We start from the raw sequence: 20,287 nt of genomic DNA, 5'->3' as shown, positions 1-20,287 counted from the left end.
TCCTAAAACCCCTTGTATTGGTATAATAGGTGATAATTTATAGAAGTTGAACAATAAGAGATACACGTTTTGTTCAATAAAGAATAAACTTGTATAAATCAATAATCAACAACTTATAACTCGTTCTTACCTATGTGGAATTTTTTATCGAACACCTCAATTTTCAAGTCCATAGTTTGTGCATTTTTGCTGATGCAAATAGCATGCGCTCCAAATAATGAAAAAAATATAGATGCAGAAGTGGTCATTTATGGTGGCACATCTGCCGCCATTGCTACAGCGGTGCAATTGGCAAGAATGGATAAATCGGTCATTATTGTTTGTCCGGAAACCCATATAGGCGGACTCTCATCTAGCGGATTGGGATTCACCGATTTGGGAAATAAAGAGGTCATTGGTGGTATTTCAAAAGAGTTTTATCAAGAAGTATACAAGCACTACCAAAATGAAGAAGCTTGGAACTGGCAACCAAGGGAGGAGTATGGTAACGAGGGGCAAGGTACTACTGCTATAGATGATGATCTCAAGACCATGTGGACATTTGAGCCCCATGTTGCTGAACAAATCTTTGAGCAATTTGTAAAAGAGCATAACATTACCATACATCGCGATAAATGGCTCGATAGGGAAAAAGGGGTAGAAGTAGATAACGGCGTTATCAAATCTATCAGCATGTTAGACGGGAAGAATTATAAAGCCAATATATTCGTTGATGCCACCTACGAAGGAGATTTAATGGCAGCCGCAGGTGTCAATTATCATGTAGGTAGGGAAGCTAATAGTGTATATGGTGAAGAATGGAACGGCGTACAAAAAGGCATTTATCACCATAGCCACAACTTTCAACAGTTGAATATTAGTCCGTATGTAATACCTGGCGATTCTACCAGCGGTGTGCTTCCAAGAATATCAACAGCGCCACCTGGTGAAAATGGTTCGGGTGATAAAGGTGTGCAGGCCTATAACTATAGATTATGTACCACCAATGCAGAAGGTAACGTGGTACCTTTTGAGAAACCAGAAAATTATGACCCAGCACAATATGAGTTATTGAGAAGGGTATTTGAAGGTGGTAGATATTCCATGTTCGGAGGAGGCAAGATTCCCAATAAAAAGCGCGATGTCAATAACGTAGGACCGTTCAGCTCAGATAATATTGGAATGAATTATGATTACCCCGAAGCATCTTATGAAAAGAGAAAAGAAATTTTGCAAGAGCATATAGACTATCACAAAGGTTTGCTTTATTTCTGGGGTCATGATGAAAGCGTACCTGAGCGGTTTAGAACCAGCATTAAAAAGTGGGGACTTGCCAAAGACGAGTTTGTGGATAACGGTCACTGGCCCTATCAAATTTATGTTCGCGAAGCTAGAAGAATGATCGGGGAATTTGTAATGACAGATAACGAGATCCTAGGAAAAAAGAAAGTGCTGAAACCAATAGGTATGGGTTCTTACGCAATGGATTCCCATAATGTTCAACGCTATATCACCAAAGAAGGTTATGTACAAAATGAAGGAGATTTAGGAATAGAACCAGACGCTCCCTATCAAATACATTTAGGAACAATCTTACCAAAGCAAGAAGAATGTAAAAATTTATTGGTTCCTGCTGCGGTCTCTAGTTCGCACATTGCTTTTGGTTCTATAAGAATGGAGCCTGTGTTTATGATTTTGGGTCAAAGTGCAGGTACACTTGCCGCGATGGCGATAGACGAGGAGAAAAATATTCATGATGTTGACTATACGGCTTTAAAGGAGCAGTTGCTTAAAGACGACCAAGTGTTAGAGTATAATAAACAACTAGTTGAAGAGTCTAAATGAGAATAACCAGAAATCATATCATTTTCATCGCATTGTTTTTTGCAACTTTATTATCAACCCATGCTCAAGTAATAAATGCCGGTGTGGGCGGTAACACTACTGTACAACTTTTAGAAAGATTACAAAATGATGTATTGGAAGAAAAACCAGATCTGGTAATAGTAATGGTCGGTACCAATGATATGCTGAATTCTAGAAAGTTGGTTTCATATAGGGCATATGAAGATAATTTAGAGCATATCGTAAAAAGCATAAAGCAAACGCATAGTAAAGTAGTGCTTATGACTTCACCTCCGGCAGATTCCGTGTATTTGTTTAAAAGGCATGATAAAAAGTTGTTCAATGAGGCACCCAACGTAAAATTAGATAGTGCAAGAAATAGTGTATCTCGTGTAGCAAACAAATTGTCGGTGCATTATTTGGATCTATTTCAGATTTTTAAAGATATGGATTTGCCAAAGCACAATAGCGATTTATTTTTTAAGAATATAAGCAATAGTGGTGCCGCGGACGGAGTGCATCCTACGGCGTTGGGCTATCGGTTTATTGGCGAACTGGTATTTCGCTATTTAAAGGAAAACCAGCTACTGGAAAAGTCTCAGAAAATCATTTGTCTAGGCGATTCTATAACCTATGGCAGTGGTATGCAAGGCAGGGGAACTGCTACGGGAGATACCTATCCCGCAGTACTTCAAAATTTTATAAAAGAATACAACAGTGTAAAAAGAACAACTAAGAACTGAAAAACTAAACAATGAGAAATCACCGATTATTACTTATCTGCGTCACATTGATTGTAAATGTGGGTATCTCCAATGGACAAAATCAAAAGAAGTTAGATAATGGTTTTGTACAATTGTTCAATGGTGAAAATTTTGATGGTTGGCATCTGAAACTGAGGAGTGGAGATAGTGCCAAGGCGAAAGAAGTATATACTATTGAAGATGGTATGGTGCATGTTTTTAAGCACATGCCAGATAGTTTAAATTTAAATACTGGTGAAAATGGCACTCACGGTCTATTCTATACCAATAAGAAATATAGTAAGTATATACTTCGATTCGAATATAAATGGGGAGAGAAAATAACCAATAATTTTGATGAATGGCAGTATGATGCGGGCTGCTATTACCATGTGTTCGATGACAAGGTGTGGCCTAAAGGTCTAGAATATCAAGTACGTTATAATCACATTACCGATAGAAACCATACAGGCGATTTTTGGGGTGCAGGTGTAAGTTTAGATTGGACAGCTACAGCAGATGGCAAAACATTTTTATTACCTAAAGATGGAGGTAAAGAAATGCCTAACATGAAGAATGAAATTTATGGGTATGCATCTCCCAAATACAATGCCCTTAATGGAGAATGGAACCAGTGCGAAATTATTGTAATGGGCAATGCGTATACCATTCACAAGCTAAACGGTGAAATTGTAAATATGGGTACGAATCTGTCGGTGGGTGAGGGTATCATCGGTTTTCAATCGGAAACGGCTGAAATATATTATCGAAACATAGAAATTAAAGAATTTGATAAGGTTGTTCCCATGAAAAAGTTTCTAAATTAAGAGAATGCCCATAAAAGCGAATAATTTATATAGAATGAGCTATAAATTATAACGCATGTCTATAGTAAAAAATACTTTCGATATAAGACCGAAAATCAAGTGGTGCTAATAAAATCGGTGAGTTGAACTGGGTGCAAGTCTTGATAAAATTAAATGAATTCAAAAAATGAATAAAGGCAGAATTTTTTGCAACGTTATCGTAGTCTTTTTAGTTGCGATTGTTGGTTTTAGTTGTAAGGATAAAGAGAAGAATCAACCGTTTGAGGTAAAAAAGAAGCCGAATTTTTTATTCGTATTGGTGGATGATCAGTCACCGTTCGATTTTAAATTTTACGATTCCACCTCCACTTTAGATGCCCCAACAATAACCCAATTGGCAAAAGATGGTTTGGTAGTGGACGATGCAAGGCATATGGGGGCAATGGTAGGTGCGGTATGTACTCCATCAAGACATATGATAATGAGCGGTAGAACGGTGTGGAGCCTCCCATCAATGCAAGGGTATATTAACCCTAACGAACCCAAAAATTTAGAGGAGAATACTATTGGCGCTATTTTTAATAGGGCAGGGTATAGCACCATGCGTACGTGTAAAGTAGGAAATTCATACCCAAAGGCGAACAAACAATTTACCGTGGTAAAAGATGCTACAAAACGAGGTGGCACTGACGAATCTGGTAGTGCTTGGCACGCTGATCAAGTATTGACCTATTTAGAAGATAGAGACTCAATAGCCGATGAAAATCCGTTTTTCATTTATTTTGGTCTATCGCATCCGCATGATGTAAGAGATGGCACTCCGGAATTGTTGGCGAAGTATGGAGCAACAAATCATACCGATAAAAATAGTCTTCCAGCAGCCAATGAAAAACAACCCCCTTTACCTGATAATTATTTGGACGGTCACCCTTTTCATCATGGTCATTTAGAATTGAGGGATGAAGAAAATGTAAGCGGTGTTTGGAAAAACAGGGATGAACAAACCGTTAGAAACGAAATAGGAAGGGAATATGCCTGCTCAGAAAATATTGATATTCAACTGAATAAAGTATTGAATAAATTAGAATCAATGGGCGAATTGGACAATACCTATATCATTTATACCTCTGATCATGGAATTGCGGTAGGTCGGCATGGTTTAATGGGGAAACAGAATTTATATGAACATACTTGGAGGGTGCCCTTAATTGTAAAAGGTCCTGGTATTAAGACGAACCAACGAGTTAAGGGCAATATTTATTTAACCGATATTTTACCCACATTATGTGATTTGGCTGACATAGATATCCCGGAAACAGTACAGGGCAAAAGCTTTAAACCTGTACTTATGGGTGAACAAGATAGTATTAGAGATGTAATGTATGGCGTTTATGCCGGTGGCTCAACACCCGGCATGCGCACCGTAAAAAAAGGAGATTGGAAATTGATTAAGTATGATGTTTTAGAGGGTAAGGTTCGTGAGACACAATTATTCAATCTGGCGGAAAATCCTAATGAATATATAGCAGAACATAGTAAACCCAAAGAAATGCAAAATGACTTGGCAGAAAACCCAAAATACGCAGCTAAGTTGGCAGAAATGGAGAATTTACTTTTAGAGGAAATGGAAACTTACGGAGACCCATTTAGGTTATGGGATCAAGAAACTAAATAAGAATATACGATGATTTTAAAGAACACACGTAATACCACAATATTAACGCTACTATTTTTTAGTGTAGTAATAAGTAGGGCACAACAAGATAAAAAGACAGAACAGCCTAATATTATTATTTTTTTGTGCGATGATCTAGGTTACGGAGATCTATCGTCCTATGGTCATCCATTTATAAAAACACCGAATATTGATAAGTTGGCGGCTACGGGAATTAAAATGACCAATTATTATGCTGCCGCACCGGTATGTTCTCCTTCACGTGTAGGGTTGTTAACAGGGCGTAGTCCCAATAGAGCAGGGGTGTACGACTTTATACCGGGACCAAAAAAAAGTGTAGATTTACGCGATAAGGTACACTTGCAAGAAGGGGAGGAAACCATACCGGCTATGCTTAAAACAGTGGGCTATGAAACCGCATTGGTCGGTAAATGGCATTGTAGTTCTTTGTTCAATAACCCGGCACAACCCCAACCGGATTATTTTGGGTTTGACCATTGGTATGCAACACACAACAATGCATCGCCCAGTCATCAAAATCCAAAGAATTTTGTTCGTAATGGAGAGAAGGTAGGGCAACAAGAAGGGTTCAGTTGTCAATTGGTGGTAGATGAAGCCATGAGCTGGTTAGATGACAGAAAAGGGGATAATCCATTCTATTTACAAGTCACATTTCATGAACCTCACGAACCGGTAGCTTCACCAGAAGATTTGGTACAAGAGTATTTGCCATATTCCAATGGCCGTGCAGAAGCTGAGTTTTTTGCCAATGTAGCTAATGTAGATAAGGCAGTGGGTAGATTATTGGCATACTTGGAAGAAAAAGGAACAGATAATACCTTGGTAATTTTCACTTCGGATAACGGACCTGAAACTTTTACACGGTATTCTGGTGCAAAACGAACTTTTGGGCAGACAGGAGGATTAAAAGGAAGAAAATTATGGACAACCGAAGCAGGTATACGTGTACCGGGAATTATAAATTGGATAGGGAAACCAATGTATACCGGTACTACAGATGCCGTTGTTTCCGCATTGGATTTTCTGCCGACCCTATCTGAGCTTACGGGTGCAAAACTACCTAACAAAGAGTTGGATGGGGAGTCGGTTCTATCCTTAATAAAAACAGGAGAATTTAAAAGAAATAAACCATTGGTTTGGGGCTTTTATAATGCTCTAAATCAACATAAAGTCGCTATGAGATATGGCGATTATAAAATACTGGCACGTTTGAAAAACAACGGGGAATATCTTCCACAAATAATGAATGTTTACGATGGTAATGAAGTGTTGATCAAAGAAAGTGAACTAACGGATTATGAATTGTATAATCTAATGAAAGATAAAATGGAGTCCGTAAATCTGATAGAAACAGAGCCGGAGAAATTTACTAAAATGAAAAAATTACTTCATGTTGAGTATGGTAAATTATTGGATGGTAGCCACATATGGAAAAATGAAGCCAAGTAATTGATACGAATCAAGAATTGTATATGATGAAATATTGGAGGGCTAGCGGTATAATTTTTGGAGTAATAAATGTGGTTGTTTTTTTGATAGGCTGTGAAAATCAAGCCGAACCAATACTTGTTTCACCAGATCATAAGTTGACCGTACAGCTTTTCAACACCAAGTCTAATCTGCAGTTCTCATTTATGCATGATACAGATACAATTTTCTCTTCGTCATTTATTGGATTAGAGTTAGGGGAGATTGATTTAACGAAAAATGTGCATATTGGTGAAGTAGATTATAAAAGCTATGATAGTACCTGGTCTACCATAAATGGAAAGCAACCGACTGTAAAGAATAACTATAATGAATACACATGTAAGGTAGCTTCAAACACCAATAACAATGTTGGTTATAACATTCAGTTTAGAATGTATAATGACGGATTCGCATTTAGATATCAATTTCCGAAAATCTTGGGTGATAGTGTAACCATTCAACAAGAATTGACCAAGTTGAATATTACACAAGACTATACCTATTGGGCATACAATGGCGAACGGCATAATTTGGGTCCTGTTAGTAGTACCGAAGGGTCTCATGAAAAAGTGAGAATACCTATGGTAATTAAAACCAATACGGGTAAATATATTGCGGCCTTAGAAGGAGCTATTGTCAACACGGCACCCATTTCTTTTAATACATCAAACGATAATGGTGTATTATCGATAAATAACAAACCGGTACGTGTTACTTCTGGATTTGAAACTTCGTGGAGAACTTTTATTATTGGTGACAAGGCTGGGGATTTGGTTTCATCAGATCTTTTGGTAAATCTAAATAAACCCAACAAAATAGAAGACAGCTCATGGATTAAACCGGGTAAAGCGCTGTGGGATTGGCGTGTGTGGGGTTATACCACAAAAGATGGTTTTGAGTATGGTGGTAATACCGTATCGCATAAACGAATGATCGATTTTGCCAGTCAAAATAACATACAATATCTACTGGTCGATGCAGATTGGTATGGTTCTGAATTTAGCGAATCATCAGACCCAACCACGTCAAAAAGCGATATTGATATTGAAGAATGCATCGCCTATGGTAAAAAGAACAATGTGGGAATAATATTGTATTTGAACGATGTTGGAGCCAAAACCTACGGACTGGAAAATGTCATAAAGCAGTTTGCAGAATGGGGTGCTGTTGGTATCAAATATAGCTTTATGAAGGGAACGCCCAAACAGAAAGTTATAAATACCCAAAAGGTTGTTCAATTGTGTGCCAAGTATAAAATGATGGTTAATTTTCATGATAGTCCCGTAGCTCCAAGTGGCGATTATAGAACATGGCCTAATTTGATGTCTAAAGAATATGGCCATGCCCAGGCAGATGCTAAAAGGTCGTACTTTCCGGAAACTGCCGTAAATGCTACTCTAATAAATATGATTTCTGGACCGTTAGATTTAACCAATGGATATTTTGATTTAAATGAGGCACATAAGCGTGATAAGGTATTTCAAGAATTACCGGGAACTGTGGTTGCAGAAGTGGCAAAACTAATTACGGTACATACTGGCTGGATGGTACTACCTGACAGTCCCGAAGCATATATGGCTAAAGAAGATCTATTCAATGCTATTAGACAAATGCCAGCACAATTTAATGGTTTTAAAGTCCTGGACGGTGAAATTGACGAATATGTGAGTATCGCTAGAAAAGCAGGTGAAAATTGGTTTGTAGGTTCTCTTACCAATCGGGAAAGTAGAGAGATAAATTTACCATTAGATTTTCTTGAGGAAGGTGAAAAATACAAAGCTACATTGTATGAAGACGCAAGTGATTCTCACTATTTAAATAATAAGGAATCATATACCATAAGTGCTACCGAGCTTACTAAGGAAAGTAATTTAAAAATTAGAATGGCGCCCGGTGGAGGTCACGTACTACACCTTGAGAAAATCGATTAGTTTTTAAGAACGATTATGAAAAATATAATAACAGTGGTTTTTGTTTTGCTACTTTTTGGTGGTCAATTTCTCATGGCGCAACAAAAGAATGTGCTTATAATTTGTATAGATGACCTAAGACCAGAATTAAATTCATTTGGAGTCGACTATATCCATTCGCCCAACATAGATAGTTTAGCGAGAATGGGGCGTGCATTTACCAGACATTATGTAAATTCTCCTAGTTGCGGTCCATCACGTTATGCCTTTTTAACCGGACAATACGGATTGGAGTATAGGGGTGAATACAATCAGTCTTTATTTAAAAGGTCGGAAAGCTTTAAAGATAAAAATGCGAGTATTGCACCTAGTATGCCAGAATGGTTTCGAAATAATGGCTACACCACAGTTTCTGTGGGAAAGGTATCTCATCACCCTGGTGGTAGAGGTGGTGAGAATTGGGATGACAATAATATTCCAGAAATGCCAAATGCTTGGGATAAACATATCATGCCCATAGCAGAATGGCAAAACCCAAAGGGAGCAATGCACGGCTTGGCATACGGTAAAGTTCGTACGCCCAATACCAGAGATGTCATAGAAACTGTAGACGGTAATGATAAAAGTTATCCTGATGGTCACATTGCCGAAGAAGGTCTTCGACAATTAGATCAGTTGGCAAAAGCTGATCAGCCATTCTTTTTGGCGATAGGGCTTATCAAACCTCATTTGCCATTTGGAGTTCCTAAAAAGTATTTGGATCTCTATGAGAATGTAGAAATTCCGCCAGTATCACATTCAGAAAAACCTAAGGGAAAAACGACTTGGCACGGCTCCGGAGAATTCATGAATTATAATAAGTGGAATAAAGACCCACGAAAGGATAAAGACTTCGCTCTAGAACTTAAAAAGTATTACGCGGCATGTGTAAGCTATGCAGATAAGCATGTAGGTGATATTATGCAAAAACTAAAGGAAACCGGGGCAGATAAAAATACCATTGTAGTATTATGGGGAGATCACGGCTGGCATTTAGGGGAACACGCTATTTGGGGCAAGCATAGCCTGTTCGAAGAATCGCTGAAATCACCATTGATCATTAACGATCCGTCTATGGTAGAAAAAGGAAAAATGAGCGATGCCATAGTAGAATCGGTCGACGTGTTTCCGACACTTTGCGATTTAACCGGCTTGTCCACACCAAAATTTACAGAAGGCACTTCTTTGCAAACCTTGATAGATAATGTAAATGCCGAGGGGCATGAAGCTGTAGCTTTTAAATCGCACGCAACTACAATTAGAACAGAACGGTATCGGTTTACGCAACATAAAAGCGGAGTGGTTGAATTGTACGACCATAAAAATGCATTGGCAGAACAAGTGAATATTGCAAACGATAATCCAAAACTAGTGGAAGAACTTAGAAGAAAGATAATGGTTAAAATGGGGGCTAAAGCTTTTACATTTTCAGAATGATCTTGAAATTTTTAACGATTCTAATCCTTAACGGTTATTTATTAGGTATGTATAGCCCTTTTGCAATCTAATTTATATACATGGAGCATTAATTTATACGCTTTTATTATTAAAGAATTGATATTGGTGTATGAAACTAAATGAATCAACAAAATGCTAGATAAAGTAACTTTAAACGCTTTGTGTCAAAAATTAGAAGTGCTCTCCAATATATATAAGGGGCTGGTATTTTTTGCTATAATTTTTTCCGGTCCCGTATTACTGGCGCAGCAATTTAAAGTGTATGATGCTCCCAAGGGTATAGTTTTAGCTGAATCTTATAATGTATACGTTGAGGGTAAAGAAGTCCCAGTTTACAAAACAAAAATACCTCCATCTAAACCAGTGCCAAGATTAAACCCAATTCAAGGTCAATACGGTCAAGCTTCGGTAGCTTCTTTTGATATGAATGAAAGTGTTACGGTTTCCGTTGCTTACTATGAAAAAGTAGAAACGGTTAAAATTTTACCTACTTCATATGGAATTGAGCCAACATTTAAGGGTAGTACTATAGTTTTTGAAATGAATGAACCGGGTCATGTAACGGTTGAAATTAATGGCGAGTGGCACGAATCTTTGCACATTTTGGCTAACCCTTTCGAAGAAAATATTCCTGATGTAAACGACCCAAATGTTATTTATTTTGGTCCTGGGGTGCACCATGTATCCCAGATAACGGTTAAAGATGGGCAGACCGTTTATATTGCAGGAGGAGCATATGTTTATTGTGTTCTGCCAACTAAGGAAGAGGAAATAGAAATTAGAGGGCATTTAAGAAAAAAACCAACATTTATTTTAGAAGGTAAAAATGTAAGCATTAGAGGACGCGGAATTATCGATCAAAGCAAAATTCCCAAAAAAGTAAGACGATACACTATTTTGGCGCATAAAGCTGAAAAAGTAAAAATTGAGGGTGTAACCATTTTTGATCCTAGCCATTGGACAATTCCTATTCAAAGTAGTGACGATGTACATGTAGATAATATAAAAATTATTGGTTGGCGAGGTAATGCAGATGGTGTAGATATCACTAGCAGTAGGGATGTTTTGGTTGAAAATTGTTTTATGAGAACGTTTGATGATGCCGTTGTAATAAAGTCTTTTGGTGGATACGGCGAGGTCAATAATATTCACACACGAAAATGTGTGGTCTGGAACGAATTGGCTCACTCTTTTAGTATAGGCGCAGAGGTTCATGAGAATATCAGTAATGTACTTTTTGAAAATTGTGACGTAATTCACGATGTTGGTAGAGAAACAGCCTTACGGGTATATCATTGTGATGATGCTGTAATAAGTGACATCACTTTTGATAATATTAGAATAGACGAAGCCCGTAGATTAATATCTTGTTGGATAGGAAAAACAAGATGGACGGAAACCGAAGAACGCGGTCACATTAAAAATGTAATTTTTAAAAATATTACGGCAACTTCAGCTCCTATTGACACCACACTAACCGGCTTTCAAGACGGACCCGATTGGAAGCCGTATATCATTAAAGACCATGCGAGTATAGAGCTTATTGGGTTCGATAATGAACATATTGTTGAACAGGTGATATTTGACAATGTAATGATCGATGGTAAAAAAGTAGCAACTGACAATATCATTATGAATGATTTTGTCAAGGATGTTGAGGTTGAATAAAATTAGCATTCACAAGAAGGTTTATAAATAAACAACTGGTATGACTCATAAATTAAAATATTTTGCATTTATCCTTTTACTGCTTTTCAGTATGGCAATTTATGCACAAACAAAGGTGGATACTTTAGCAGAATTAGTACCTTATTTAGGGCAGGACAATGCAAATGTGGTTTTAAAAGAAGGAACATATACCATTACGGTCAACAATATTAAAAACGGTACATTTAAATCTCACACTACAATCGATGATCATGAAGCTTTGGTGTTGTTGTTGTTTAGCGGTAACAATAGCGTATATGATTTTACCGGTGTCACTGTCAATGTAGAAACAGAGGTGTTGACAGCGTTTAAAGAATATAATGAGTTTTATGAACTTCAGGTAGTTGGTAATAACAATGTTATCAAAAATTTGACTTTGGTAGATGTAGGTTCGGTACATGATCACCCCACAAGAAGAGCTTGTAATGTTGTTATGGATGGGGCAGGCAATAGAATTGAAGGGTTACATTTAAGTACCAAAGGATCTTACCCTTACGGATATGGAGAAACATTTGGTAAGGGAGGTAATAATGTGATAAATCATTTTAAACACTCCGCCTTTTTAATTCGTGGTTATAAAAATCATGCAAAAAACTGTACAATTATTCATAGGTCATATGGTCATGCAATGTTTATGCAAGCGGCAGATGAGCCTTTAATAGAAGGCTGTTATATAGAAGGCACCATGCGATCTACCGATGATATGCTAGCTGAAACCGGCACGGGTTCAGACGGTGATAAAGCAGGATTTATGACGTATTTTGGGTACAAATTGCCAGCAGGTTATATGATGAGTTTGGGCGAGGGTGGCATAAGAGCCTATAATGGTGGTGAAACTATTATTGACGGCGTAGTCTATAATCGCGGAACATCTAACCCTACCATCATCAATTGCACGGTAAAGAACATGAGAGCAGGGGTAACATTGACCCATGCCACGGGTAAAAAATATGTATCGGGGACCACTACTATTGGTTGTGAAAGAGGATTTTGTATCGGTACTGGCGATATTGTAGATAGTTATGCAGATACTCAATATGGTCCTGCTCTAGGGGTAGATTATGTCACCGATAGCGGTACAAATGCAGATATTACGTTGCTACCTTATGAAGGTAAATCATATAACGGTAGTGGTCATGCCGCTATAATTATAGGAAGCGATCATAAAATTACTCTTAGAAGCGCTGTACCAAATAGTGATCAAAATTTAAAAATTCAAGTAGGTGGAGATAATAGAACTATTGGTCTATTGAAGCGCGATGAAAACTATTCCGCTTCCCATATTAAACTGAACAATTTAACGGAGTATCCGGTTGTTCTAGATGAAAATAGCAATAATACTACAGGTGTATCAGCTGGAAAAGTTAGCGATGGCGGTCAAAATAATCATCTGTTTTATAAAGCGATGCATTAAAATTGGTTTATCCATTCGAAAAATAAATTAAAGAATAGAAACACTTATTAATCTATGTTTTTACAATCAATACTTAAGCGTTCGAATAGAATATTTACATTTTTTATAGGATCTATAACAATGCTATTTTTTTCATGTGAAGAAAAGAAGGATATCACGACAGAGAAAGAAGCAAAGCCGAATGTTATTTTAATATTGGTAGATGATCAAGGGTATGGAGATATAGCGGCATTGGGTAATCCGTATATAAAAACGCCTAACATAGATAAGCTGCATGCAACAAGTGCCCGGTTTACAGATTATCATGTAAACCCCACCTGTGCACCAACAAGGGCAGCATTGCTAACGGGTCATAATGCAAATAGAACAGGAGTATGGCATACTATAAACGGTAGATCTTTATTGTTGGAGCGTGAAACAACTATGGCTGAAATATTTAAGGAAAACGGCTATACCACCTCAATATTCGGAAAATGGCATTTAGGCGATAACTATCCGTTTAGACCACAAGATAATGGCTTCGATGAAGTGCTTTCTCACGGTGGTGGCGGTATGGAGCAAACCATGGATTATTGGGATAATGACTATTTTGATGATATGTATGTGCATAATGGAGAGCTAAAAAGATTTGAAGGTTATAGTACTGATATCTGGTTCAATGAAGCCATTAAGCATATTGAAAAAAATAAGGACAAACCATTCTTTTGCTATCTGCCTACAAATACGGCACATTCCCCATATTTTGTAGCTGATAAATATATAGAACTGTATAAGGATAATGAGGATATTCCCTTACCTGCTTTTTATGGCATGATCGCCAATATAGATGAGAATGTAGGGAAGCTTGTAGACTATTTGGAAACCTCAGAACTTATGGACAATACCATTCTGATCTTTACCACAGATAACGGTACGGCTCAAGGAGCAAGAACGGAAGGGCATCGATTGGATGGTTTTATTAAAAAAGGATATAATGCAGGTATGCGTGGTGTGAAGGCAAGTAAGTATGAAGGCGGGCACCGAGTTCCTTTATTTATTCATTGGAAGAATGGTGGAATTACAGTTGGTAAAGATATTGATGAGCTAACGGCACATTTTGATGTATTGCCTACCTTGGTAGAAATGTGCGATCTAGAAGTAGATACAGCTATATCTTTTGATGGAAAAAGTTTGCTGCCTTTGATCAATGGCGAAAGTGAAGATTTTAAAGAGCGAATTGTTATTACTAATTCTCAACGTACTGAAAACCCAGAACCATGGCGAAGAACTTCTTTAATGCAGGGTAAATGGCGATTGGTAGATAGTACCGAGTTATATAATTTGGAAACAGATCCAGAACAACGTAAAAATATAGCCTCAAAACATCCTGAGAAAATGGCGGAGTTTAAAGAAGCTTATAATCAGTGGTGGCAAGATTTGCTACCTAGGTATGATGATTTACCAAGAATTTATGTGGGTAATGAAAATGAAAATCCTACGAAATTATATTGTCATGACTGGCATACGCAAGGCGATAGTCCGTGGCACCAAAGACATATTAGAACAGGTTATATGGATAATGGGTATTGGGCAATACATGTTGACCAACCAGGTACCTATGCTGTAAAATTACGTAGATGGCCCGAAGAAACGCATTTAGCTTTAAATGCTAAAGCAGCTATTAGACCTGCAAAAGAAGGAACCAGTGTTTCTGCCAGTAAACCCGGAAAATCTTTGCCCATCAAGAAAGCAAGAGTAAAAGTACAGGGTACGGACAGTGAAATTGAGGTGGATCCTACACAGGAATATGCTGAATTTAAGGTGGATTTAACCGAGGGGGAAGCCGATTTGCAAACCTGGTTCACTTTAGAGAACGAAGAAACATTGGGAGCATATTTTGTGAGCCTAGAGAAAATAGATTAGGTTAATACACTGGTTATAAGGGGTTAAATTTATCGTGATTCATAATTTATCAATTATGAACGATGAGTTATATTTATATGGCGGCTAAATTCCCATATTGCATTATATCGCTAAACCAAATTATAAGAGTTACATGAGTTTACGGAACAATAAATATTTTAATGGGGTATCGATAGTGTTCTTGGTCCTTTTGGTCAATTACGGTTGTGCCCAAACATCGAAAGTAGTCTCATTAAATGATACCTTAAGTGTAAAATCAACCTTGCTCTATCAAGATGATTTCAATGATGATTTAAGCTCATGGAAAGTTGAGCAAATGCCAGGCGGTATTTCTGAAATCAGAAATAATAAGCTTGAAATTGATGATGTTTCAGGCTGTACGATTTGGTTTAAAAAAGAACTATCCGGACCCATAATGATAGAATACGATACTTATATCATATCTGACGGAGGTGAAAATGACCGAGTATCTGATATGAACTGTTTTTGGATGGCTACGGATATGGAACATCCCAATGATTTGTTCAAAAATTCCACAGGCAGACATGGCAAGTTTACAAACTATGATGGTCTGCGTCTGTATTATATGGGTGTAGGTGGGCATGATAATAGTAAAACGAGATTTAGAAGATATGTAGGTAATGGAGAACGCCCACTGTTGAAAGAACATGATTTCACCAAATCTGAGTTTTTACTGGAACCGAATACAACCTATCATATTAGAATCATTGCCTTTGATAATGTGGTTCAATATTACAGAAACGGAGTAAAAATGATCGATTTTTATGATGCCGACCCATACATGAAAGGTCATTTCGGGTTTAGAACGGTGAAAAATCACATGACAATAGATAATTTTAAAGTGTACAGATTAAAACAATAATTAAAATATAATTAAATGTCTACAACTTATAATACGAGATATGCTTCTAATCCAGAGGCGGTTAAAAAATACGACACCACAGCGTTAAGAGATGAGTTTTTAATTGACGACCTTATGAAAGAGGGAGAAATCAATTTAACTTACACGCATTACGATCGCTATATAGCTGGTTCTGCTGTGCCTCAATCTAATTTAAAACTGGAAACCATTGATCCTTTAAAGGCTGAGTTTTTCTTGGAGAGAAGAGAAATGGGTATTATTAATGTAGGAGAATCGGGTGCAGTTGAGGTAGATGGTACAACATATAGCTTAGGACATAAAGATGCTTTGTATATTGGTATGGGAGCAAAAGAAGTCGTTTTTAAAAGTGACGCCCCTAAAAAACCGGCTAAATTCTATATCAATTCGGCACCGGCACATACCAACTATCCTACGAAAAAAGTAAGCTTAGAAGAAGCTAATAAACTAGAATTGGGTTCTTTGGAGACAGCAAATCATAGAACGGTAAGCCAAATGATCATTGGCGGGGTAGTTACTACATGTCAATTACAGATGGGAATGACCAAGTTGAAAACCGGAAGTGTTTGGAACACCATGCCAGCACACGTTCACGATCGTAGAATGGAAGTTTATTTTTATTTAGATGTACCAGAAGGGCAGGCAGTGTGTCATTTTATGGGGCAACCACAGGAAACCAGACATATATGGATGCACAATCACCAAGCGGTAATTTCACCACCATGGTCTATTCACTGTGGATCAGGAACGTCGAACTATACCTTTATATGGGGTATGGCAGGTGAAAATTTAGACTACAGTGATATGGATGTTGCTGCAATAACAGAATTAAAATAAAATTATGTCTACGGAACTATTTAATTTAAAAGGTAAAGTTGCTCTTGTAACCGGCAGTACCCATGGTTTAGGTATGGCAATGGCAAAAGGATTAGGTCTTGCTGGGGCAAAGTTAATAGTGAATGGAAATTCATCACAAGCTAAAATTGACGATGCCGTAGCATTTTACAAGTCCTTGGGCATTGATGCATATGGTTTCAAATTCAATGTTACAGATGAAGAAGCAGTTATTAAAGCCGTAAACGATATACAAGCTAAAGTAGGCGCAATTGATATTCTTGTTAATAATGCGGGCATTATTAAAAGAACGCCATTGGAAGATATGGAAGTGGAAGACTTTAAGGAAGTGGTCAATGTAGATTTAGTGAGTCCGTTTATTGTATCAAAACATGTGGTAAAAAACATGATTGCAAGAAAACAGGGAAAGATCATCAATATTTGCTCTATGATGAGTGAATTAGGTAGAAATACCGTAGGTGCTTATGCCGCTGCAAAAGGTGGATTAAAGATGTTGACACAGAATATGGCCACAGAATGGGCTAAACACAATATACAGGTCAATGGTATTGGTCCGGGTTATTTTGCCACAAGTCAAACCGCACCTATACGAGTAGAGGGGCACCCCTTCAATGAATTTATTGTGAACAGAACACCGGCGGCAAAATGGGGCGATCCAGATGATTTGGCAGGTGCGGCGGTATTTTTATCGTCTAAGGCAAGTGATTTCGTGAATGGACATATTTTGTATGTTGATGGTGGAATTTTAGCAACCATTGGTAAACCAAGTAATGAAAAATAATAGTATGATAAACCAGATTCATTTAAAGTATTGTGCGGCAATTGTTACCTTGTTCTTAGCAGGGTGTTCGGGTAATACATCGTTAGAAATAGAAGTTTTAAATAGTTTGGATATTGACCGTTCTTTAGAGACCGTTGAAATTGATTTGGCACTATTGCAGTCTAACGAATCTTTAAAGTTAATATCTGGAAAATCGTACAAGATTAGTGAAGCTGGTAGTACTGCAGAACTGGTATCACAATTAAGTGATGTTGATGGAGATGGTACACATGATGTACTTTTATTTCAGCCAGAAATAGGAGCGAATTCAAGTAAAACCTTTACAATAACATTAAAGGATGCCGAAGCTCCATCTGAAGAAATACCAACGTGTTATTCAAGATTTGTACCAGAGCGTACAGATGATTATGCTTGGGAAAATGATAGGGTGGCTTTTAGAACATATGGTCCTGTAGCACAAAAAATGATAGAGGATAGTATTCCTGGAGGCACACTTTCAAGCGGAATGGATGCATGGTTAAAAAGAGTGGATTACCCTATTATCAATAAATGGTATAAGAAGGAATTGGAAACAGATGGATCGTATCATGAAGATGATGGCGAAGGGCTCGATAATTTTCATGTTGGAACCAGTAGAGGAGTAGGGGGAATTGCTGTTAAAGTAGATACCTCATATCAATTTTCTAGAAATTTTACCGATTACAAAACCATTGAAACCGGACCGTTAAGAACCAGTTTTTGGATTAGCTATGCACCTTGGAAAGCAGGAGATATAACTATAACTGAAAAGAAATTTATTTCACTGGATCGAGGAAGCAACCTATCTAAATATAGGGTTGAGGTGGAAGGCTCAGAAACAATATCCGTTGGTCTTACACTGCATGAGAAAGATGGTGAAATATCTACCGAGGTAGAACATGGTTGGGTCAGTTATTGGGAGCCTTATTTTGGTTCTGAATTGGGAACAGGAATTGTAGTGCCTTCGAATGCTATGTTAGGGTATGATGAATATGTTACCGATGCCAAGGATCTAAGTAATTTGTATGCACAGGTAAAGGTAGCAAATGGTGAAGCTGTTTATTATACAGGGTTTGGCTGGAAAAAAAGCAAACAATTCAGCACCAAAGAAGAGTGGAACAACTACTTGAAACAATTCTCTAAAAAAGTAAATGCTCCTTTAGAAGTTAAAGTGAAGTAGTAAAAATAGAAGAGTAAATTTTGCGGATGATAATTTTACAGAATAAGTATTAGTGCTTATCAACGTAAAATAATCATCCGTTTTTTAATAAATTTTCTTGATGAGATGATTAGGGAAGTCCGTCGTGTTCTCACAGCATACTTGCTCCATAACCTGTTGTAGTTCAGTTTTCAATAATGATATAGTATGATTTCCACCAGTATTTCCCAATGCAGCCACTCCATACATAAAAGAACGACCTAAGAAGGTGAATTCTGCTCCAGAAGCCATTGTTCTAGCAATATCGGGGCCAGAGCGTAAACCACTGTCCATCATTACTTTTATTTGGTCGCCATACTTTTCGGCAATGCGCGTTAGTGGTCTGATGGTAGACTCACCGGCATCTAACTGTCTTCCGCCGTGATTCGAGACAATAATGCCATCTACACCTAAACGAATTGCTTTCTCTGCATCCATTTCAGAAGCAACACCTTTTAGCACCAATTTTCCTTTCCACATATCGCGAATAGGTTTTATTTTCTCCTCGTTCAATCTACCGGTAAAGGTCTGGTCCATGAACTTTCCTAGTTGTTTTAAATCTAGGTTTTTGGGCATGTATGGTTTTAGGGTTTCAAAGTTTGGTTGACCATGAATTAAGGTTTTCACTGCCCATTCTGGCTTTCCTAAAATTTGAAGAATATTCTTTACACTCATTTTTGGCGGCATGGCCAATCCATTTCTAATATCCCTTGGTCTAAATCCAAATGTGGGCACGTCGGATAAAATAACCAGAACAGGACACTCTGCTTGTGCAGCTCTTTGTATCATATCGTCACGTAACCTATTTTCAGTAGGGTGATATAATTGAAACCAAGCTTGCCCCTCTGTAATTTCAGCTATTCTTTCAATACTACTTGTAGATACCGTACTTAAAATAAAAGGAACGTTGTGTTCAAATGCCGCTTTTGCCAAGATTTCTGGAGCATTGGGCCACATTAACCCTTGTAGACCAACGGGAGCTATACCAAAAGGGGCGTCGTACGTATGTCCAAAAAGCTCGGTTTTCATATCAGAACCGGTATGCTTACTTAAATAGCTGGGAGACAGTTCCACCTTTCTGATATCACTGGTATTTTTTATAAGGTTAACATCTTCATTACAGCCACCATCCAAATATTCGAAAGCGAATTTTGGGATTTTTTTCTTGGCCTTATTTCTTAAATCGGTAACTGAAGGGTAATTGTTGTTGATGGCAATTTTGGCTTTACTCATAATTCAAATATTTTGTTCATTAATCGCCATTTTTCTCCTGGTTTTGAGTTTGGTATAGCTTGTTGATATTTCCACATTAAGGTTTCCCATTCCTGCACCTTGGCATTGTTTTCATCAGCTTGTTGCTTTTTGTCAAAAGAGAATAATGGGTTGGTTTCCATAATCATAAAAAGCCTGTTTTCTACGAGATAAATATCTAAATTTTCTATGTGAGAACCTTTTATACTTTCAATAATTTCTGGCCACACATTTTTATGATGCTCGATATATTCGTTGATCAGTGCCTTATCGTTCTTTAAATCTAAGGCGAAACAATGTTTTTGGTTTTCCAT

The 20,287-nt window shown here is 37.5% G+C and carries 16 protein-coding genes; 14 read left to right on the top strand and 2 right to left on the bottom strand.

The annotated features are described in order from the left end of the window. Positions 1-132 precede the first annotated feature (132 nt). The 14 genes from DCS95_RS04755 (at position 133) to DCS95_RS04690 (ending at position 18,704) form a co-directional block, all read left to right on the top strand. Positions 133-1,824, top strand: coding sequence for an FAD-dependent oxidoreductase (locus tag DCS95_RS04755; protein WP_116769665.1), 1,692 nt, complete (start codon positions 133-135; stop codon positions 1,822-1,824). Beyond that, positions 1,821-2,567 (top strand): SGNH/GDSL hydrolase family protein, encoded by a 747-nt coding sequence (locus DCS95_RS04750; RefSeq protein WP_116769664.1) that lies wholly within the window; start codon positions 1,821-1,823, stop codon positions 2,565-2,567. Before DCS95_RS04755 ends, DCS95_RS04750 begins: the two co-directional genes overlap by 4 nt. An 11-nt stretch (positions 2,568-2,578) precedes the next feature. Further along, positions 2,579-3,394, top strand: a complete 816-nt coding sequence (locus DCS95_RS04745) for a 3-keto-disaccharide hydrolase (RefSeq protein ID WP_116769663.1) — start codon at positions 2,579-2,581, stop codon at positions 3,392-3,394. Between the two features lie 166 nt (positions 3,395-3,560). Next, positions 3,561-5,048 carry a sulfatase family protein gene (locus tag DCS95_RS04740; protein ID WP_116769662.1) on the top strand — a complete coding sequence of 496 codons (1,488 nt, stop codon included), beginning with the start codon at positions 3,561-3,563 and terminating at the stop codon, positions 5,046-5,048. Positions 5,049-5,057: 9 nt separating this feature from the next. Beyond that, entirely contained in the window at positions 5,058-6,518 is a 1,461-nt protein-coding gene (locus tag DCS95_RS04735) for a sulfatase-like hydrolase/transferase (RefSeq protein WP_116769661.1), read from the top strand. Between the two features lie 23 nt (positions 6,519-6,541). Next, a complete protein-coding gene (locus tag DCS95_RS20395; protein WP_116769660.1) occupies positions 6,542-8,470 on the top strand; it encodes a glycoside hydrolase family 97 protein in 1,929 nt (642 codons plus the stop codon). Between the two features lie 15 nt (positions 8,471-8,485). Then, positions 8,486-9,925 (top strand): sulfatase, encoded by a 1,440-nt coding sequence (locus DCS95_RS04725; RefSeq protein WP_116769659.1) that lies wholly within the window; start codon positions 8,486-8,488, stop codon positions 9,923-9,925. 153 nt (positions 9,926-10,078) lie between these two features. Beyond that, on the top strand, positions 10,079-11,614 hold the full coding sequence (locus DCS95_RS04720; RefSeq protein ID WP_116769658.1) for a glycosyl hydrolase family 28 protein: 1,536 nt from the start codon (positions 10,079-10,081) through the stop codon (positions 11,612-11,614). A gap of 40 nt (positions 11,615-11,654) precedes the next feature. Next, positions 11,655-13,067, top strand: coding sequence for a hypothetical protein (locus DCS95_RS04715; RefSeq protein ID WP_164674118.1), 1,413 nt, complete (start codon positions 11,655-11,657; stop codon positions 13,065-13,067). A 120-nt stretch (positions 13,068-13,187) separates the two neighbouring features. After that, a complete protein-coding gene (locus DCS95_RS04710; protein WP_116769656.1) occupies positions 13,188-14,969 on the top strand; it encodes an arylsulfatase in 1,782 nt (593 codons plus the stop codon). 133 nt (positions 14,970-15,102) lie between these two features. Further along, complete coding sequence (locus DCS95_RS04705) at positions 15,103-15,852, top strand: DUF6250 domain-containing protein (RefSeq protein WP_116769655.1); 750 nt, start codon at positions 15,103-15,105, stop codon at positions 15,850-15,852. Between the two features lie 15 nt (positions 15,853-15,867). Further along, complete coding sequence (gene kduI, locus DCS95_RS04700; protein WP_116769654.1) at positions 15,868-16,707, top strand: 5-dehydro-4-deoxy-D-glucuronate isomerase; 840 nt, start codon at positions 15,868-15,870, stop codon at positions 16,705-16,707. A gap of 4 nt (positions 16,708-16,711) precedes the next feature. After that, positions 16,712-17,506 (top strand): gluconate 5-dehydrogenase, encoded by a 795-nt coding sequence (locus tag DCS95_RS04695; RefSeq protein WP_116769653.1) that lies wholly within the window; start codon positions 16,712-16,714, stop codon positions 17,504-17,506. Continuing rightward, entirely contained in the window at positions 17,496-18,704 is a 1,209-nt protein-coding gene (locus tag DCS95_RS04690) for a DUF4861 domain-containing protein (RefSeq protein WP_244178378.1), read from the top strand. Before DCS95_RS04695 ends, DCS95_RS04690 begins: the two co-directional genes overlap by 11 nt. An 84-nt stretch (positions 18,705-18,788) precedes the next feature. Here the strand turns inward: DCS95_RS04690 and DCS95_RS04685 are convergent, their stop codons facing one another. Beyond that, positions 18,789-19,955: an alpha-hydroxy acid oxidase gene (locus DCS95_RS04685; RefSeq protein ID WP_116769652.1), complete on the bottom strand. Its 1,167-nt coding sequence runs from the start codon at positions 19,953-19,955 to the stop codon at positions 18,789-18,791. After that, on the bottom strand, positions 19,952-20,287 hold the full coding sequence (locus DCS95_RS04680) for an L-rhamnose mutarotase (protein WP_116769651.1): 336 nt from the start codon (positions 20,285-20,287) through the stop codon (positions 19,952-19,954). Before DCS95_RS04680 ends, DCS95_RS04685 begins: the two co-directional genes overlap by 4 nt.

Origin of the sequence: Maribacter litoralis (genome assembly GCF_003075045.1) — a bacterium.
GTDB classification, from domain to species: Bacteria; Bacteroidota; Bacteroidia; order Flavobacteriales; family Flavobacteriaceae; genus Maribacter; species Maribacter litoralis.
Note: the sequence above shows the minus strand (reverse complement) of the source record. Positions and strands in the feature narration are given on the sequence as shown.

Coding starts and splice junctions, on each gene's coding strand:
- DCS95_RS04755 (WP_116769665.1), top strand. CDS start 133: ATGTGGAATTTTTTATCGAACACCTCAATTTTCAAGTCCATAGTTTGT.
- DCS95_RS04750 (WP_116769664.1), top strand. CDS start 1,821: ATGAGAATAACCAGAAATCATATCATTTTCATCGCATTGTTTTTTGCA.
- DCS95_RS04745 (WP_116769663.1), top strand. CDS start 2,579: ATGAGAAATCACCGATTATTACTTATCTGCGTCACATTGATTGTAAAT.
- DCS95_RS04740 (WP_116769662.1), top strand. CDS start 3,561: ATGAATAAAGGCAGAATTTTTTGCAACGTTATCGTAGTCTTTTTAGTT.
- DCS95_RS04735 (WP_116769661.1), top strand. CDS start 5,058: ATGATTTTAAAGAACACACGTAATACCACAATATTAACGCTACTATTT.
- DCS95_RS20395 (WP_116769660.1), top strand. CDS start 6,542: ATGATGAAATATTGGAGGGCTAGCGGTATAATTTTTGGAGTAATAAAT.
- DCS95_RS04725 (WP_116769659.1), top strand. CDS start 8,486: ATGAAAAATATAATAACAGTGGTTTTTGTTTTGCTACTTTTTGGTGGT.
- DCS95_RS04720 (WP_116769658.1), top strand. CDS start 10,079: ATGCTAGATAAAGTAACTTTAAACGCTTTGTGTCAAAAATTAGAAGTG.
- DCS95_RS04715 (WP_164674118.1), top strand. CDS start 11,655: ATGACTCATAAATTAAAATATTTTGCATTTATCCTTTTACTGCTTTTC.
- DCS95_RS04710 (WP_116769656.1), top strand. CDS start 13,188: ATGCTATTTTTTTCATGTGAAGAAAAGAAGGATATCACGACAGAGAAA.
- DCS95_RS04705 (WP_116769655.1), top strand. CDS start 15,103: ATGAGTTTACGGAACAATAAATATTTTAATGGGGTATCGATAGTGTTC.
- kduI (WP_116769654.1), top strand. CDS start 15,868: ATGTCTACAACTTATAATACGAGATATGCTTCTAATCCAGAGGCGGTT.
- DCS95_RS04695 (WP_116769653.1), top strand. CDS start 16,712: ATGTCTACGGAACTATTTAATTTAAAAGGTAAAGTTGCTCTTGTAACC.
- DCS95_RS04690 (WP_244178378.1), top strand. CDS start 17,496: ATGAAAAATAATAGTATGATAAACCAGATTCATTTAAAGTATTGTGCG.
- DCS95_RS04685 (WP_116769652.1), bottom strand. CDS start 19,955: ATGAGTAAAGCCAAAATTGCCATCAACAACAATTACCCTTCAGTTACC.
- DCS95_RS04680 (WP_116769651.1), bottom strand. CDS start 20,287: ATGGAAAACCAAAAACATTGTTTCGCCTTAGATTTAAAGAACGATAAG.